Here is a 16,591-nt window from a genome sequence, read left to right on the forward strand (position 1 = left end):
CTGTAGATCAAAGGCCGCAAGGGCTTACCACAAGGACATGACTCGTGACTGAACCTCAGATCGTCAAGCTGGAAAGCCGCCCAGAGCATCTTCCTACCGAAGTTGAAAAGAGTAGCTACTGGCGGCAGGTATTGGCCGAGACACGTTCATTTCTTCCACGACCTCCATCCGTTTTATGGCATTACACCAGTGGAGATGGTCTGATCGGAATGCTCAACAGCGGAAGCCTCTGGTCAACCCACGTCTCTTGCCTGAACGACGCTGGGGAGATGAACTATGCGTCCAGCCTTCTATTCGATGCTCTTAGGAGACAGGAAAGGAACGCAGCGGACAGTTCAACGGAAGCTCAGTTCTTGCAGTTCGTTCTCTCCGGCGATTCCTCGGGCAGTGCTCTCGGTAGTAATGTTTTCGTTGCTTGCCTAACGGAGAAGGATGACGACCTCTCGCAATGGCGTGGCTATGCCGGTGGAGAGGGCGGTTATGCTATTGGCTTCAACACTGATTGGCTCATGTTTGGTGTCCACGAGGAGCATCGTCGAAGCATCTTTCGTGTCAATTACGACGCAGCATCGCACCATGCTTTAGCCGAGCGAATGGCGGCTTCCACAGTGAGCAATTTCATGATGGGTTTAGAGGCGCGGCGACATCTTCCGGATGGAGCATGGGCACAAGGATTCCTTCCAACATGGTCTGACATCATCACTTGGCTTGGTCCTGCGATTAAGCATCCTGCCTTCATTGGTGAGTCCGAATGGCGTTTCATGCATCGGCTGACAGAGCAGGATTATAAAAAGTTGGTCTTCCGCCAACGGCGATCCATGATGGCTCGGCATTTCCCACTCCGCTTTCCCGCTCAGAGTAATCCTGACGGCCCACTACTGCCGATCTCCCACATACGGGTTGGACCTTCGCCGCACCGTCACGTATCGGTGGAAAGTGTTCGGAATATGCTCCGCGCCTGCGGCTATTCAGCCGAACAAGTCGCAGTGGATGCTTCGTCCATCCCGTTCCAGTCGCTTTGAAGAAGCCTACTGTGGCAATTTAGTGCAGGGCGTTGATCTCAGTGAGCAGAAGGTCTGCGGCTGCGTATCCGCCGCAGCAAAACCGATTAGGACGGCGCGGGCGAGACTCTTGATGTCGTGCGCACCGGCTCGCCCACCCGCCCGGTGATGGCACTCTGGACATGGCTGGCAGCGGCCAGCGATTATAAAAGTGTGGCTGCTTCGCAAGATCGACCGACACAGCAATCTTGGCACCGTGCTGAGCGACCGGTCCGTGGCGCTGATGCTGAAAAGCGGGCTTTACTGGCCGGGCTCGATCCCACCCTCACTCCGGCCATTCGCTGCGCTCCGGGCTGGCGACCTCGGCCGCCCAGCACGGCATCGAGGAGCGGCTGATCATGCGCATCACGCGGCACCGCTCGCTGCCGGTGCTCCGCACGTATCTGCGCGACGGCGAGTTGTTCCTCGGCAATGCCTCGGGGCGCGTCGGGCTGTAGTCCCCTTCAGCATCGAGCATTTCGGCTGATCTAAATAGCCAAGCAGCCTTTCGCTGCTTCGGAGATCAGCCATGCGCTATGTCGAGCTTCTGCGGGCGGTAATACCGCCATCAAAACCACCGCGCGCGCCACGCCCGCTGGGCAACCCGGCTCCGCCGCAACCGGCCGCCCCACCATCATCGATGGTGCAACTGCCACGCCCGGCGTGTAAGTCATGACCGCCGTCCACATCGCCTCCGCGCTGCAACGGCGCTCTTGGGGCCACACATGGCAGCGGGTGGCGCTACATTACCGAGTTCGGGACTACGCGGCGGTGATGGATGCTGTCTGCGCAGTGGAGGCAGACTATCTCATCATCGAGCAAGACGACTGGATGATCGAAGTGCAATCAGTAACCTCGACTCAGGCAACGCTGCTGAAGATGTTTCTTTCTCATCCCGAGGATGTGCAATATTGTAAGCACAGCAAACAGGTCACGATTTTTCCTATTCGCGATCTACGTGACACTGCCCGCTGCCTGCGTATGGTGGTTCCACAGTCGCAGCGTGCCTTGGTCGGCCGCTTGATTCTTGATCTCGCTGACAGCCCCACCTTCGGCGCACTCCACCTGACGCTGGCGAACCCGTTCGTCATCACGCCGCCGATCCGTCACCCGGTGCTGCTCGACATTGCTTGAACACGGGCGCTATGGCGATGTGCCGTAGCGCGCTCAAGCAGGTCGCCGTGCTCCTCGGTGTCTGTGGTAATGCAGGTAATATAGCTGCCAGCTTCTGGTGCTGTTAGCGCCCGCCATTCTGCCGCATCGAGGCCAAGGGCATGTTGCAGTTCAAGCTGCGGCACGTAGCTCTCTAACCGGCTGACGAGATCATCCACTCGGCGCGCCAGCTTCTTGACCTCAGCACGGCCGACATTGCCAATCCGAATGAGTTCGAATGGATTGCTCTCGAAGCTGCTTATCCTACTTCGGAAGCTGTCGGAAAGTTTGCGGAACTGGGTGACTGACGCCGTGAGATCGAGCGCAGCTTGCTTGGAGCCTTCCACCGCTTCGTCGCAGCGGGATTCAGCGTAGGCCACCAATACACCCATCTTCATCAACTCCTCGAAGAGGCTGCGCTGCGGAATGGCTCGCCCCGTCACCAGCATCTGATCACAGAGGTTGAGTAGGTGACGGCGCACTTGATCACCCAAGGTTTTTGCGTGGTTGAGTAGGTTCCGGTCACCCTGACGCTCGGCTCGTTCTGCCGTTGCTATAGCGTTCGCAGCATCGGCACGGAGACTTGCCATCTGCTCTATCGCTAACCATTCGACGTTCTGACCAATAGCCTGAAGCTCGCCTCTAACAGCTTTAATCTGACCGGCGATCCGGTCTAAACGATGCAGCACCATGGCAAATCCAGCCACCTGCACGCCAAGATTTAACACCCCAATGCCGAGCGAAAGTTGCGATGCCATCTGGGCGTTACCAATAGCAGCTTGAAGAGCCTGAGTATCGATAGGAAGACCCTGTTGGACCTGCCGAACAAGGTCTTTGCCTTCGATTAGGATGCCAACGATCTGGCCCTGACCGGCGCCAGCGGCTCGTCGCATGACACCGCCGTCGAGCCGGAACTCACCCGAGATAAATCCCTCAACAAGGTGCTGAGGAATATGGCAGAGCACCGAAATACCAGAAGGAATTCCACTCATGCTGGCACCGACTCTTCGTCGTCCTGCCATAGAAAGCGTTGCCGCAGAGCAGCAATATGGAACACAGCCGGAGCAAGGCCCCGGTAGCTCGGTCCTACGGCGTCTACGGCCGTCCAAACTGCCGTTACGCCCCAGCCAATCGGCCCGATAACAACCGCAATACCACGCATCAACGCCGCATTGGCGGCAAAGGCCAGACCCTTACCGATCACTTGCTTGGCGGCCATGTTCGCAACTTGCAGGGCGACCCGGTAAACGATGAAGCCTGCCATCCCGAGACCAATTTGCCCAGCAAGGGCTGAGAAGGAGAGGAGCCAGAGCTTGCTGCTGGACGCATCCTCAAACTCGGTTCCTGTGGCATTCATCTGCGCCTTGGCGTCGCGCACGAACTCTGCACGCTCGTCTGGCGTCATGCCTTCCCATACGCGCTCCATGACCTCGCGCAGGAGCGTCTCTTCCATTTCGAAGGCACCCATGTCCTTGGGCACTTTCACCCTCATGACGCCACAGACATCCCGCAGCACTTCCCCGTAGATCGGTCCGCTGCCGCGCCACCAGTTGCAGATAGCGTTCCCGCCGGCACGGGTGACATAATCAGCAATCACTTCGGGTATGGTGGTAAGATCGTGCTGCGAAGCCTGATACCGCTCGTCTGCTTTGATCCGCACATCCCAAGACCTGTCCAGCGCCTCCACGATGCGCTTCAGGTCCTCATGGCTGGCCCGCCTTAGGACGGGCAGGATATCACCTGATCGCAAATCATCTGTCTCGTTCGTCATCTTAGCTTCGCTTAGCTATTCGTCTGCCCAGCCTGAAGCTCAATGATTTACATAGCCCATGCCGCAGACAGCGCCTCCGCCTGTTGCAGCACGGTCTGCACCGCCGAGTCCTGAAGATCGGGCGGATAGCCATACCGGCGCAAAATGCGTTTCACGAGGACGCGGATGCGGGCACGGGCTGTTTCACGGTGCATCCAGTCCACCGTGATGTTGCTACGGATATTCTTAACCAATTCTAAAGCGATTACTCGAAGGGCTGGTTCGCCCATGGCGGTTCGGGCGCTCTCGTTCTCGGCCAGTGCGTCGTAGAAGGCGATCTCCTCATCGCTCAAGCCGACATCCTCTCCGCGTGACCGCGCCGCCTTGATGTCCTTGGCAAGCTGGATCAGTTCCTCCAACACCTGCGCCGTCGTCAGGGCATTGGTGTGATAGCGCGCAATGGCCGCTTCCAACCGCTCGGTGAATGCCTTTGACTGAGTGACGTTCCGCTGTGCCTGCGACCGCACGTCGCCATTGATGAGCTTCTTCAACGCCTCGATGGCTAGGTTCTTTTTCGGCGTTTCGCGGACCTCATCCAAGAACTCGTCGCTCAGGATGGAAATGTCCGGGCTCTCGATCCCGGCCGCCTTCATGATGTCTACGATCTCGGTCGTCACCACTGCCCGGCTGACGATCTGCTGGATCGCCATCTCGCGGTCGGCACCTGTGCGGAGACCACCGCCTCCGGTGGAGGTATCCTTCAGCAGAGTGATGCGCACAGCCTGAAAGAAGCCGACCTCATCCCTGATGGCCTGCGCTTCGTCACTGGCGGCCGCCAAGGAGAACGCCTTCGAGAGCGCCACCACGGCGTCGCCGTAGCGGCGATGCGCCCGCTTCTTGCCCTCGTCGGAGGTCTCCTTTGCCGCTTGCTCCTGCTGGAAGGTCAGAACCCAGTCCATGGCCCCTGCCAAGAGGGTCAAGCGGTCCTGTGGCGGGGTTTTGGGGTCAAGTGCGGGCCGGTAGTCGAAGCCGCCCGCCATATCCGGGCGGAACATGGCGCGGACGATTTCATACTTCTCCTGTAGAACCCGAATGGCCTCGGCCTCGTCGATACCGGTCTGGTCCTGATCCCCGGCGGAATACTGGCTCAGCGCCTCCTTGAGGTTCTGGGCGATACCGATGTAATCCACCACCAGCCCGGCAGGCTTGTCCTTGAACACCCGGTTCACGCGGGCAATGGCCTGCATCAGCCCGTGGCCGCGCATCGGTTTGTCGATATACATCGTGTGCATCGATGGCGCGTCGAAGCCGGTCAGCCACATGTCACGGACGATGACCAGCTTGAGCGGGTCCTTCGGGTTCTTGGTTCGCTTCGCCAGCAACTCCCGCCGGGGCTTTGGCCGCTTGCCGATATGCTGCTGCCACTCGGCTGGATCAGAAGCGGCTCCGGTCATGACCACCTTGATGACCCCGGCCTCGTCGTCTTCGCTGTGCCAGTCCGGGCGCAGCTTGATGATCTCGTCGTAGAGCGCCACGCAGATGCGGCGGCTCATGCAGACGATCATGCCCTTGCCGTCCAAGGCGGCGATCCGTGCCTCGAAATGCTGGACGATGTCCTCGGCGATTAGGGCAATGCGCTTCTCGGCACCGACCAGCGCCTCGACACTGGCCCATTTCCGGCCGAGCCGGTCCTGCTCGCTCTCGGCCTCGTTCCCAACAAGGTCGGCGATCTCAGCGTCAATCTTCGGCTTCTCGTCCTCGTCCAACTCGATCCGGGCAAGGCGACTCTCGTAGTAGATCGGCACCGTGGCGCCGTCCTCAACGGCCCGGCTGATGTCATAGACATCGATGTCGTCGCCGAAGACGGCACGGGTGCTGACATCGCCACTTTCCACCGGAGTGCCGGTGAAGCCGATGAAGGAGGCGTTCGGCACGCCATCGCGCATATACTTGGCGAAGCCATAGGAGATGGTGCCGTCCCGGCTGTCCACCTTGGCCTTCAACCCATACTGGCTGCGATGTGCCTCATCGGCCATCACCACGACGTTCCGCCGGTTCGTTAGCAACGGGTAGTCGGTAGAGCCCGGCTCCGGCGTGAACTTTTGCAAGGTGGTGAAGATGACGCCGCCGGAGGGCCGGTCCAGCAACTGGCGCAGGTGCTCGCGGTCCGTGGCCTGCTGCGGAGTCTGACGCAGCAGGTCGCGGCACATCGAGAAGGTGCCGAAAAGCTGGTCGTCGAGGTCGTTGCGGTCGGTCAGAATGACGAGGGTCGGGTTCTCCATGGCCGGATGCTTGATGACACAACCTGCATAGAAGGCCATGAGCAAACTCTTGCCCGAGCCCTGCGTATGCCAAATGACGCCGACCTTGCGATTGCCTTCCGGCCGGGTCGCCTCCACGGTGCAGCCCACGGCACGGCGCACGGCGTGGAACTGATGGTAGCCCGCCAGAATTTTGATGACGCCCCGGTCGGTCTCACCGAAGGCGATGAAGTCGCGGAGCAGGTCCAGAAAGCGCCGCTGCTCGAACACACCGTGCAGCACGGTCTTGAGTTCGGGCGATCCCTTGGGCGCCACGTCATCGCCATCCACCGTGCGCCACGGCATGAACCGCTCCCGGTCCGCCGTCAGGGAGCCGATCCGCGCCGCCATGCCATCCGAGATGATCAGGGCGGCATTGGTGCGGAACAGGGAGGGGATTTGCGCCTTGTAGGTCTGAAGCTGGTTGTAGGCGCCGTCCAGCGTGGCGTTCTGGGCGCCGGGGTGCTTGAGTTCCAGCACCGCCAGCGGCAAGCCGTTGATGAAGACCACCACGTCGGGCCGCCGGTTGGCCTTGTTCTCCACCACGGTGAACTGGTTCACCGCCAGCCAGTCATTCTCCGCCGGGTCATCGAGATCAAGCAGGCGGACATGCTCGCCGCTGATCGTGCCATCGGGTCGCCGGACCTCGACGGGCACCCCCTCCACGAGGAAACGGTGCAGGCGGCGGTTTTCTTCCAGAAGCGACTGGGTCTCGCTCCGCAGCACCTTAGCGCGGGCCTCGGCCAGCGCCTCTTCCGGCAAGGTGGGGTTCAGGCTGCGGAGGGCAATGTTGAGACGGCCGATGAGCACCACGTCGCCATAGCTGGCGCGTTCCGGTGCCGTGGCGTCCGGACCGATGGTCAGGCCGTTGACCGTGGCGTAGCCAAGCTCGTCCAGCCATGCGAGGGCGGCTTCTTCAACGTGGCTCTCATCGAGGTTTGGCATGGTGGCTACCTGAACAGGACAGGAGTGGATCGGGATATGTCCCGGCTCTTTGCTCGATCTAGTAACCTCGCTTCGAGCACCTCTCGAATCGCATTGGGCATAATACGGATACCGGTCTCGCTCAGTAGGTCGTCGTCATCGAGGTTCCAGAGTGCCGGTAGGCTTAGAAGTGCTGCATCTTCCACAGGTATGGCTGCAACAATGCCATCTAAGATCGTGCCAACAGTAACTTCCCAAGCAAGTCGAGAAGGGCCGCGATCCGGTGCGTTCTGTTGCAAGTGGCAGTAGTCGTCCCATAGCGACCGGTGCTCACGATCATCGGTGAATGCGGCCGCCGGAACACGCTGCATCGCATGGATGGCTTTTCGGATAAGGCGATCATATCGCTGTTCAGCGAATCTGCTGATCACCTTGTCCGTATAGCGGCTGATGAATGCGCCGACATCGCTTTCGCCCGATTGCTCGCTTTCCATGATGGACTTCTCTCCTTCATGCCTCAGGCCATGTCTGAGGGTGCGACGCTCCGGAGACGGTCGATGATCTCGCCGATCTCGGCGAAGGATTCGGGCGCGAAGCACACCAAATCGTCCTCACCCAATTGGTCCATCCGTTCGAGGGCGCTGTGGCGGCCATACTGGACCTTGCCATCAGGGCCATAGGAGGTCCTCAGCTTACTGGCCGGTGACGGTTTCGGTTTGAGCCGGGCGATCAGCGCCGGGCCTGCCGCCTTCTCAAGGCACCAGAGGTTCGGTGGGCTGGTCATGTTCTTCTCGAACATGATCTCGACCTTCACGCCGTGGCGGGAAGTGAGGACGAAGCGCGCCGCCTTGCTCGACTGGTGACCGAGAGGGTGTTCCTCTGCGATGGCTGTCAGCAGCCCAACCGCGCCGTCTTTGAGAAGCTCCCGGTCATCCATCAGGCGACGGCGCCCAGCAGGTTTTCGGCATCCCGCACCCGGACCTCGCCAGACATCAGCTTCGGGAGCAGAAGGTCGCGGGTCGCGGCAAGGGTGCGGCTTTCCTTGTGATGGTGAAGGAACTGGTCAAGCAGTGGGGCCGTCAGATGGTGGAAGGCGCGAAGCGTGGCCTCATTGACATGCCAGACCTCTGTGTTTGCCACGACATCGGGCCTGACGGCCGGGTAGGCCCCACCATCCGCCAAGTGGGCCAGCCTCTCGATGTTGTCCTCTGCGGTCGCGGCCAGATAAACGAGTTCACGGCAGAACTGGCTCTTGGGCCGAAGGGCTGCGAAGCCAGTGCTGCCGGTAAAGCCGTCACGCCCGATCAGGGCGAACGAGCCATTGCCCGGCCGCACCGTCCCTACAATCGTGTCACCAGCCCGAAGGATACGCTGGGCGCGGCTCGGAGCTTCTTGCCGGGAGAAGACGCTGGTCTCTTGGACATATCCCCACTTGGTGCCGGACAGATCAACATATTCTACGGATTCGGGATATGCGGACTGCGTCCACGTCTCCGCGTTCAGCGTGGCGTATTGATGCAGGCTTCCTTGCGCCCAGCCCTTCGGCTTCCCTTCATCATCAAGCCGATCAGGGAACAGCGCCCAGAGGTCGGGAGCGAGGTAGGGCGGGCGGCCGTCCATCTTGGCGCGGATCGGGCCGAATTCGACGAACCAGTCCTTGAAGATCGCCCGCGCCATCGCTTCCAGCGTCTCGTTCATCCGCCGGTTCAGGTCGATCTTGTCATCGAGGGCGCCGAGGATGGCGACGATCCCACGCTGCTCGTCGATTGGCGGGCAGGGAATCTGAATGCGATTGAGACTACCCTGTGAAAGCTTGGGTATCGTCGAGCCGGTTACGTAGCCTGCGATGTCAGCTTGGTTGATGGCGTAGAATAAGAACCGGGTGTCCAAAGACCGGGTGCCGCGCAGGATATGTGCATGGTTGTTCACCCAGAAGCGCCCGCGCGCTAGTAGTGCGATAGGCTGAGAGCGGGAACGCAGGTTTTCTCCATCCTCTGCCACGAGGACGAACTCACCGTCGAACAGGAAGCCATCTACATGGTCTACGACGCCTTGCGCGCCGTAATACGGATACGGGCCGGGCCTTCGCTCTGAACTTTTCACGGGCCGCCGTTGAGCGTCGAAGTTCTCGACGATCTCGCCGAGAGGGCAGACCGGGTAGATAGACATCACTGCGCTCCTTCGAGGGCGGTCATCCCCCGCTCCCATACGCAACTGTCGTCAACCGCTCTTGGATCGCATCAGCCATGGCTTCCGCCTCCGCGAACTGACGCTCCAAGGTGTCGCGTAGGCTGGCGAACCGCTCCTCGAACGGCACCTCGTCATCCTCGACATCAGCCGCGCCGACATATCGGCCGGGCGTCAGGACATGGTTGTGTCTCTCGATGTCATCCAATGAGGCCGCCTTGCAGAAGCCCGGCACGTCAGCATAGCTGCCTGCCTCAGGCTGGCCGCGCCATGCATGATAGGTGTCGGCGATCTTGGCGATGTCTTCGCCTGATAGCTCCCGCCGCGTCCGATCCACCAGCGTGCCGAGCTTGCGGGCGTCGATGAACAGCACCTCGCCGCGCCGGTCGCGCAGCCCACCGCCGGGATTCTTGTCGCGGGCGAGGAACCAAAGGCAAGCCGGAATCTGGGTGGAATAGAAAAGCTGGCCGGGCAGCGCGACCATGCAGTCGATCACGTCGGCTTCCACCATGGCCTTACGGATCACGTCCTCGCCGCTCTGTCCGGAGGACATGGAGCCATTGGCAAGCACCACGCCCGCTCGCCCGCCGGGCGCGAGGTGCCAGAGGATGTGTTGCAGCCAGCCGTAGTTGGCGTTCCCGGCGGGCGGCACGCCATGAACCCAGCGGGCATCTTCCCGCAGCCGCTCGCCGCCCCAGTCGGAGATGTTGAAGGGCGGGTTGGCGAGGATGGTGTCGAAGCGCAGGTCGCGCAGTTCGTCCTTGTGGAAGGAGCCCTCGTTGTTCCAACGGATATCGGCGTCGATGCCCCGCACCGCGAGGTTCATCTTCGCCAACCGCCACGTGGTGTAGTTGCTCTCCTGCCCGTAGATGGCGATGTCGCCGAGACGACCGCCATGGCTTTCCACGAACTTCTCAGACTGCACGAACATGCCGCCCGAACCGCAGCAAGGGTCGTAGACGCGGCCCTTATAAGGTTCCAGCATCTCGACCAGCACTCGCACAACGGAGCTTGGGGTGTAGAACTCGCCACCCCGCTTGCCCTCGGACCCCGCGAAGCCGCCAAGGAAATACTCGTAGACCCGGCCCAGCACGTCCTTGGCCTTGTCGCCGGGCTCACCCATGCCGATCTTCGATATCAGATCGACCAACTCACCGAGCATAAGCTTGTCGAGACTTGGGCTGTTGTAGTTCTTCGGCAAAACGCCCTTCAGCCGCTCGTTTGAATCTTCGATGGCCGCCATGGCGTCGTCGATGATCTTGCCGATGCTGGGCTGCTTGGCATTGGCCTGAAGGTGGGACCAGCGCGCCTCCTTCGGCACCCAGAAGACGTTCTCGGCCAGATACTCGTCCGGGTCCTCCACCGCCGAAGCGTCTTCGGCCAGCAGCGCCTCGCGTTTTGCCTCGAAGGCCACCGAGATGTGCTTCAGGAAGATCAGGCCGAGGGCGACGTGCTTGTAGTCGGAGGGTTCGAGATTCTTCCGCAGCTTGTCGGCGGCCAGAAACATCTGCGCCTCGAAGCCGAGCGTCGCGCCATTGTCCTTGATCTTCTTCAAGGTCGCGGCCGGGGTGGCCTCCGGGTTCGTCCTCGGTCGTCCACGCGGCATATCAGGCAGTCCCTGTCATCAACTTGGCCGTCACGCGGCGAACTCCTCGGCCGGTTCGTCTACAGGCAGGACATGGCCGAACGCTTCGGCCATGGGGCGGCCACCAACCGGGCGACCGGTGGCTTCGGTGATCAAGGCGGCCAGCGCCTCGGCGCGGGCAACCATCATGCCCATGAGGTCATCGGCCCGGAGATGTGCCGGGTCGATGAAATGGGAGGCGAGGAAAGCATCGACCTGCTCGGCATCGAGCTTCTGGCGATCCTGAAGACGGCGCAGATAGGTCGATGGCGCATCACCGCTGAGGAAACGGTTGGTCGGCGCCGAGAGCGCCGTCTTGTTGGCGATGGAGTTGTAGAGGCCCCGACCGATCCCCTTCTTCTCGCACCATGCTCGCGGGAAGATGTGGTGGATGTCGATGCTCTCGTCAAAATAGGTCTGCTCTTGAACCCCGGCGCCGGTTCGCCAATCGAGTGCCCGGCCACCCTGCATGGTCAGCGCGTGCAGGCCCTTATAGGCGGCGGATTGGCGGGATTGCAGGGTGCGAAGCCGGTCAGTGACGAAGTTGCTCTCCTGCACCGTCTGCGGCAGCACTTCGCCACCCAGCGCCCATGCGACCACCTCAGGAAGGTCACGGGCGAAGCGACTCTCAATGGCACTGCCGTAGAGTTCGCCGAAGACCCCGCACCAGAACCAATTCCGCACCCGCGCGCGGACCGAGGCATCGTTCCAGCGGCCACCAAGGCTGACCAGAATAGCAGCCAGCGGCACCAATTGGGTGCGATACGGCAGGTCGTAACCGCTGAACACCATCTCGCGCCACAGGAACTGGCGGGCGCGCCGGAAACCTTCCTCCGCTCGGTCGGCATGGTCGCGGTAACCGGCTAGTGGCAGGTCAAGGATGGATTGTCGGGTGCAGCTAATAGCCGAGGGGATGCCCTTGCCGCCCTCCCTCGCTTCGGTCTTCTCCTTGCCTGCCATGGTGTAGAGCAAGCTGACAGCTTGCAAAAAATCTGTGGCCTCGATGACCTTCAGGACCTCGCCTGCTTCAGCCATTCGCGCCTTTCGGCCCGTGACCGGCGGGGAGGCTTTCGGGTTGCCCAGCCAATCCTCGCGAAGATTGTAGCCATCCGCCGCATAAGTGGCGGTCACCAGTTCGAAGGCAGTGAGCGCGACACCGCCCGTGTTCACTTTCTCGAAGACCCGGCACACTGCTTCCTTGCTCGCCGTGCGACGAAGCTGGATGACCGGGACGGCGTAGCTTTTGAAGGTGTCGATGAACTCCTTGCGGAAGGGCTTCAGCAGGTCCTTCTTGGCCTTGTCGGATTCCCAGAAGTCGCGGAACCCGTCGAACCAATCCTCACAGGAAAAGGTCTGGTTCAGCGGGAACATGAGCGCCGCATACTCGCCCTCGGGCGTGCTGAGGTCCAACAGCGTCTGGCGTCCGAAATCGGCCGTCACGCGCTTGGTCGCCGGGACGCTGAAGACTGCTTCTTCGCGCTCCTCCGCCGAGCCGAGCGCCTTGGCGATGTCCACATAGTAGAATACCTCTACGGCACGCCGATTGCCATTACGGGTTGTGCGGATGGCGTCCTTCAGCTTGAGCGCCTGATACATGGAAGTCAGGCGCTGCTGCCCATCGAGCAGGAGGCGGTCTGGATCAGGCGGCTCACCCTTGAAGCTGACCCCTTCGACCGTGCGAGCCTTGAAGCGGACCTCACCACCGGTCTGAAGCGTCATGACGGCGCCAATGGGAAAGGAGCGTGCGACGCTGGTGATCACGCCCGCAATGTGCTCGTCATCCCAGACCCAGCCACGCTGGAAATCCGGCAATTGGATGCGGCCGGTGGCGACCTCATTCAGCAGGTTCGCCAAGGTGTCTGAAGTGGCGTCAAATGTGGTCTCTGCGGTCATCGCGCGTGAGTTCCGAGCAACGGGCGTGAAGTCATGCGGCAAGCGGCGAAGGTGAGGCGCGTCATGGCTTGCGGATCGGCAGCACGGCGCCGCGCTCATTTTGGAACAGGCCATGCCAATGGGTGCGGGCCTGTCCTAAGGCTCGCAAACCGGGTGTTGGCATTCCGTGCTTCCCGGCCGCCATCTTGGCCCATGTTCCGACGACCCCGCCGATGTCGAGGGTGACAACGGCTCCGGCATCCAGCGCCAGCAACTCATCGCGCAGCGTCGCATCGCCATGAATATGCTTCGGCCACAGGACATAGTCCCGCACCTCAACCATCCCGCCCACCATGATGGCCCCCTATAGCCCCCGATGGCCCTGATCATCGCCGATCAGCGGGAAAATTGTAAAGGTTCCGAACGCGCAAGGGTTGAATTTTGCGGGGGCTCTGCCGTGACTGGCTACTCGTCGGGGTCGGCTGTTCTTGGTGTTCAACGGGCCGAGGTGGTTCCGCGCGGCAGCGTTAGGCCGCCCCAGAGCAATGCACATCAGACGGCAAAAGGCCGTTAAGGAACCCCGCTACAGGCTGCCTGCGCGGATCGCGGCGTCCTGCTCAATCGCTCGCTGCTCCTCGGCGGTCAGGCCATCGTCTCGGTCAGCATCTTCCCCAACCGTTCGATCACCGAAGCCCGCTTCGTCCGCCGCGACGAACAGCAGATAAACCGCCTCCCACGCTTCGGGCGGACTGCCTTCGGCTAGAAGCCGCCGCAGTTCCTTCCCGGCCTCGCGCCACATGGCGTCGTGCTCCCACGGCAGTCGGGAGGGCGGCAGAGCATCCGTGCGGCAGCCTCATAGAGCCACGTGGTTTCGCGGAGATGCGTGAGCAGATCAGACCGGTCCAGTTCATCGGCGCGGGACCAGATGTGATGGCCCGGCGGAGGCGCAATAGGGTCCCAGAGGATTTCAGAAGTCATCATAGACCTCGTCCCGGTTAGCGATCTTGAGCACCAGCACCACGACTTCGTCGTCGAGCACTTGGTAGATCAGCCGGACCCCCGGCACCATGATCTTGATCTTGTAGAGGTTGGGCTCTCCGTGCAACTGCGCGGAGGGCACCTTCGGATTTTCCAGCCGTTCGACCAGCTTGGCCTTGAGCTTCGCCTTGACGCTGTTGTCGAGCTTGTCCCAAGTCTTTTTGGCAGACTTAGAAAAGTCGAGCTTATAGGTCGTCAATGTTCACCCGGACGCGGGGCTCGTTCATGGCTTCCTTCGCCATCCGCGCCAACAGCGCATCCTCAAGCTCCTCCATCCGGTTACGCATGGCAGCATACCGGCGAGCCGTCATCGCATAGTAGACCGGCTCAGAATGGTGCATGATCGCGACGATCTCGTCATGATCGGCACCAGCGCCGAGAGCGTCCATCGGCGCTTTTTTTACCTCGGTGATCGTCACCGAAACATCTGCCAGCAGGGCAGCAGGCATAGCTATCCCCTCCGTTTCCAAGCTTGCGTATAGCACGCTATACCGCACGATTTAAAGTGCTATTTGATCCTAAGTCATTTAGCGGTTCGAGGTCGGCTTCAAGAATGGCTTCGTTAACCGTTTCGAGATCGTGTTTGGTAAACCTCCCATACCAAAAATGAGCCGACGTTGCCCTATTGCCTCGGCGGCCAGACGTAAGGGCGGTGGACCGCGCTGGTGATCAAGCCATTCATTCATCAGCATCATGACGTGCTTGTGGTGCGCCTACGGCGCTTTGCCATTGTAGGGATGGCCCGGCATCGCCAGTCGCATGTTGGAAGGCCACGCCGTTAGCGTGGCGCTTCGGTATCCTTATACGATGGGATCACCCTTGCTCTCGGCCGCTTGATCACCCTGAGCGGATGGTCCGTCATACAAGTCCCCATTTCTCGGCCAGTCGTGCCAGCATCGCAGCCGTCGCGGCAGGCATCCATCGCCCATCCACACCTCTTCGATTCCCTTCTCTCATAGAGAGAGGGTTCATTACCGGGTCAGACTGAGCCCCCCCGAAATCCGGCAGATCGGCCGGGAACGAGTAGGCATTGCTGGTCGCCATTTCGGCCCGCCGCATGTGGATGCGCCCGGCGACCACGGAGGGCACCATCCCGGAGAGCGTGCGGGGATGCACCAGCAGGAGGCCCCATGCCGATAGAGCCGCGATGGCCCGCTTCACCGTGGCGAGCGAGACGCCCGTGGCGGAGGCGATGGTGGCCTTGGTAGGGATCAGGACGCCGAGGCCGCGCGGCGCCTTCCAGAGCAGGTAGTCGTAGACCACGGCGTAGCCGTGCGTGATCGGCCCCTGCCCGCGCTTCCGGCGGTTGGTCTGGTTGATCCTGAGCATCCGACGCCACAGGGCGCCGCGATGCTGATGGGTGGCTGCGCACGAGGGCGCGTTAACAGGTCGAGCCAAGGCTCGCCTCCTCGGTTGGCCCGAGGACCGCTCACAAGACGCACCTCTCCTGTTCACGCAAAATAGGCTTGCGTGGCTGGGTCGGCGGTGTAGAGTCCGGAAAGGAACCAACCTTTTCGGTCTCGTTGAGAGGTCCGACACGAGCCCCAGACCCTGCAAGGTCTGGGGTTTGTGCGTTCTGGGGCTAGATTACGACTCTGCTCGCATCCTCCACAGGCTTGAGCAGCAGCTAGAATATCTGCCGCCTGTTAGAGCACAAGTCGAATTTCGAACCGTGGAAGTTCGGGCGCGAAATGGGCCGCCTGAATACTCACGCAAAGTGTCCACGCGCACCGTCTGAACGAAAAGTATTCGAGGTCTCCACACCGCGATAAGTTGGTCTTCGACCAAGTTTTCTAGTTCGCCTCGGTGGTAATCGGCCGGAATCATGGCGATTACTGCCCAGATGCCTCGGCGATCTGCATCTGCACTCGTTCGAGATCGCGCGCGAGGCGAGCCTGCTGGTCTGCAAGACGGTCCAGTTCGCGTCGGATGCGATCTCGCTCGCGTTGCAGCCCACGCAGCGAGACGGTTCGCTCCACTGGCTCGGCCGTGCCCTCGATGACCATTCGGCCTGCTTTCATATCCCGCTTGAACGCCAGTAACTCGTTCCGGCCGACATCGGGTCGAACGAGATTGCGCTCCATGGCGATGGCGAGGACGGAACGGTCGAGCGTTGAAAGCTCGTAGGCTGAGGAGAATGCGCCGGGCAGTAGCCGCTCCTCGATCCGCCGATCCTCCACCGCGAGAGCGATCTGCCTGAACTTCGAGGCGTTGGCGTCCGAGAATGGAAGGATTTTGGCGCACTCGGCGCGGAACCGCCGATACTCCTCTGGCGTCAGGATGCCCTCGATCTGTAGGAGCGCCCGCCCAATGGCGAGGAACGCCTTCCCCGCCCTGCCCCATTCTTCTCGGATAACGGAGCGCGTGCTTAGGAATTGTCCGAGCCGGTGCGTGTCCCGTGCTAATGGCATCCCGCCGAACAATGCCTCGATGGCTGGTCGGCTTTCCTCGGCCTCTGCATGATCGGCGACCGCGACCTCACGGCGAGGGTCACCGGCAATGAGATCATCGTCGCCGAGGTCTAGGTTCCTCGGCCTACCTCGGACCCGACCGCTCACAGCATGATCTCCTGCCGCACATAGGACCAGAGGTCCTGCATCGCAGTCCCAGCTTTGTTGCGCTCATAATCTACGGCCGCGAGCCCGTTCACGTGGGGCAGGTGCATATCCTCAAGGGCAGGGATTTCGAGCGGCGCCAACGGGCC

At 61.3% G+C, this 16,591-nt stretch carries 16 protein-coding genes; 2 read left to right on the forward strand and 14 right to left on the reverse strand.

Features of this window, described 5'->3' with window-relative positions:
- Positions 1 to 44 precede the first annotated feature (44 nt).
- Together ACFOD4_RS04630 and ACFOD4_RS04635 are read left to right on the forward strand one after the other, a co-directional pair.
- Positions 45 to 1,022, forward strand: coding sequence for a DUF2971 domain-containing protein (locus ACFOD4_RS04630; RefSeq protein ID WP_379594765.1), 978 nt, complete (start codon positions 45 to 47; stop codon positions 1,020 to 1,022).
- Between the two features lie 690 nt (positions 1,023 to 1,712).
- The gene (locus ACFOD4_RS04635; RefSeq protein ID WP_379594766.1) at positions 1,713 to 2,174 is read left to right on the forward strand and encodes a hypothetical protein; all 462 of its coding nucleotides are present in this window, start codon (positions 1,713 to 1,715) and stop codon (positions 2,172 to 2,174) included.
- Here ACFOD4_RS04635 and ACFOD4_RS04640 read toward each other — a convergent pair.
- The 14 genes from ACFOD4_RS04640 to ACFOD4_RS04705 all read right to left on the reverse strand — a co-directional run bounded on the left by ACFOD4_RS04640 (position 2,147) and on the right by ACFOD4_RS04705 (position 16,445).
- Positions 2,147 to 3,184, reverse strand: coding sequence for a hypothetical protein (locus tag ACFOD4_RS04640; protein ID WP_379594767.1), 1,038 nt, complete (start codon positions 3,182 to 3,184; stop codon positions 2,147 to 2,149). The two genes, ACFOD4_RS04635 and ACFOD4_RS04640, sit on opposite strands and share 28 nt — an antisense overlap.
- Positions 3,181 to 3,963, reverse strand: a complete 783-nt coding sequence (locus ACFOD4_RS04645) for a YaaW family protein (RefSeq protein ID WP_379594768.1) — start codon at positions 3,961 to 3,963, stop codon at positions 3,181 to 3,183. The genes ACFOD4_RS04640 and ACFOD4_RS04645 overlap by 4 nt, the downstream gene beginning before the upstream one ends.
- A 47-nt stretch (positions 3,964 to 4,010) precedes the next feature.
- Positions 4,011 to 7,187, reverse strand: a complete 3,177-nt coding sequence (locus ACFOD4_RS04650) for a type I restriction endonuclease subunit R (RefSeq protein WP_379594769.1) — start codon at positions 7,185 to 7,187, stop codon at positions 4,011 to 4,013.
- 5 nt (positions 7,188 to 7,192) lie between these two features.
- Positions 7,193 to 7,660: a hypothetical protein gene (locus ACFOD4_RS04655; protein WP_379594770.1), complete on the reverse strand. Its 468-nt coding sequence runs from the start codon at positions 7,658 to 7,660 to the stop codon at positions 7,193 to 7,195.
- A 23-nt stretch (positions 7,661 to 7,683) separates the two neighbouring features.
- Positions 7,684 to 8,103, reverse strand: a complete 420-nt coding sequence (locus tag ACFOD4_RS04660) for a hypothetical protein (protein ID WP_379594771.1) — start codon at positions 8,101 to 8,103, stop codon at positions 7,684 to 7,686.
- Positions 8,103 to 9,335 (reverse strand): restriction endonuclease subunit S, encoded by a 1,233-nt coding sequence (locus ACFOD4_RS04665; protein WP_379594772.1) that lies wholly within the window; start codon positions 9,333 to 9,335, stop codon positions 8,103 to 8,105. The genes ACFOD4_RS04660 and ACFOD4_RS04665 overlap by 1 nt, the downstream gene beginning before the upstream one ends.
- 22 nt (positions 9,336 to 9,357) lie before the next feature.
- Positions 9,358 to 10,959, reverse strand: a complete 1,602-nt coding sequence (locus tag ACFOD4_RS04670; protein WP_379594773.1) for a class I SAM-dependent DNA methyltransferase — start codon at positions 10,957 to 10,959, stop codon at positions 9,358 to 9,360.
- Positions 10,960 to 10,989: 30 nt separating this feature from the next.
- A complete protein-coding gene (locus tag ACFOD4_RS04675) occupies positions 10,990 to 12,870 on the reverse strand; it encodes a GmrSD restriction endonuclease domain-containing protein (protein WP_379594774.1) in 1,881 nt (626 codons plus the stop codon).
- A gap of 61 nt (positions 12,871 to 12,931) precedes the next feature.
- Positions 12,932 to 13,204, reverse strand: coding sequence for a hypothetical protein (locus ACFOD4_RS04680; RefSeq protein WP_379594775.1), 273 nt, complete (start codon positions 13,202 to 13,204; stop codon positions 12,932 to 12,934).
- A gap of 228 nt (positions 13,205 to 13,432) precedes the next feature.
- Positions 13,433 to 13,648 carry a hypothetical protein gene (locus ACFOD4_RS04685; RefSeq protein WP_379594776.1) on the reverse strand — a complete coding sequence of 72 codons (216 nt, stop codon included), beginning with the start codon at positions 13,646 to 13,648 and terminating at the stop codon, positions 13,433 to 13,435.
- 168 nt (positions 13,649 to 13,816) lie between these two features.
- Positions 13,817 to 14,086 (reverse strand): type II toxin-antitoxin system RelE family toxin, encoded by a 270-nt coding sequence (locus tag ACFOD4_RS04690; RefSeq protein ID WP_379594777.1) that lies wholly within the window; start codon positions 14,084 to 14,086, stop codon positions 13,817 to 13,819.
- The gene (locus ACFOD4_RS04695; protein ID WP_379594778.1) at positions 14,073 to 14,336 is read right to left on the reverse strand and encodes a type II toxin-antitoxin system Phd/YefM family antitoxin; all 264 of its coding nucleotides are present in this window, start codon (positions 14,334 to 14,336) and stop codon (positions 14,073 to 14,075) included. Before ACFOD4_RS04695 ends, ACFOD4_RS04690 begins: the two co-directional genes overlap by 14 nt.
- A 409-nt stretch (positions 14,337 to 14,745) precedes the next feature.
- A complete protein-coding gene (locus tag ACFOD4_RS04700) occupies positions 14,746 to 15,285 on the reverse strand; it encodes a hypothetical protein (RefSeq protein ID WP_379594779.1) in 540 nt (179 codons plus the stop codon).
- Positions 15,286 to 15,719: 434 nt separating this feature from the next.
- Positions 15,720 to 16,445, reverse strand: coding sequence for a hypothetical protein (locus tag ACFOD4_RS04705; protein WP_379594780.1), 726 nt, complete (start codon positions 16,443 to 16,445; stop codon positions 15,720 to 15,722).
- Positions 16,446 to 16,591 lie beyond the last annotated feature (146 nt).

The organism is Teichococcus globiformis (assembly GCF_042646265.1).
In the GTDB taxonomy this organism is placed as follows: Bacteria; Pseudomonadota; Alphaproteobacteria; order Acetobacterales; family Acetobacteraceae; genus Pseudoroseomonas; species Pseudoroseomonas globiformis.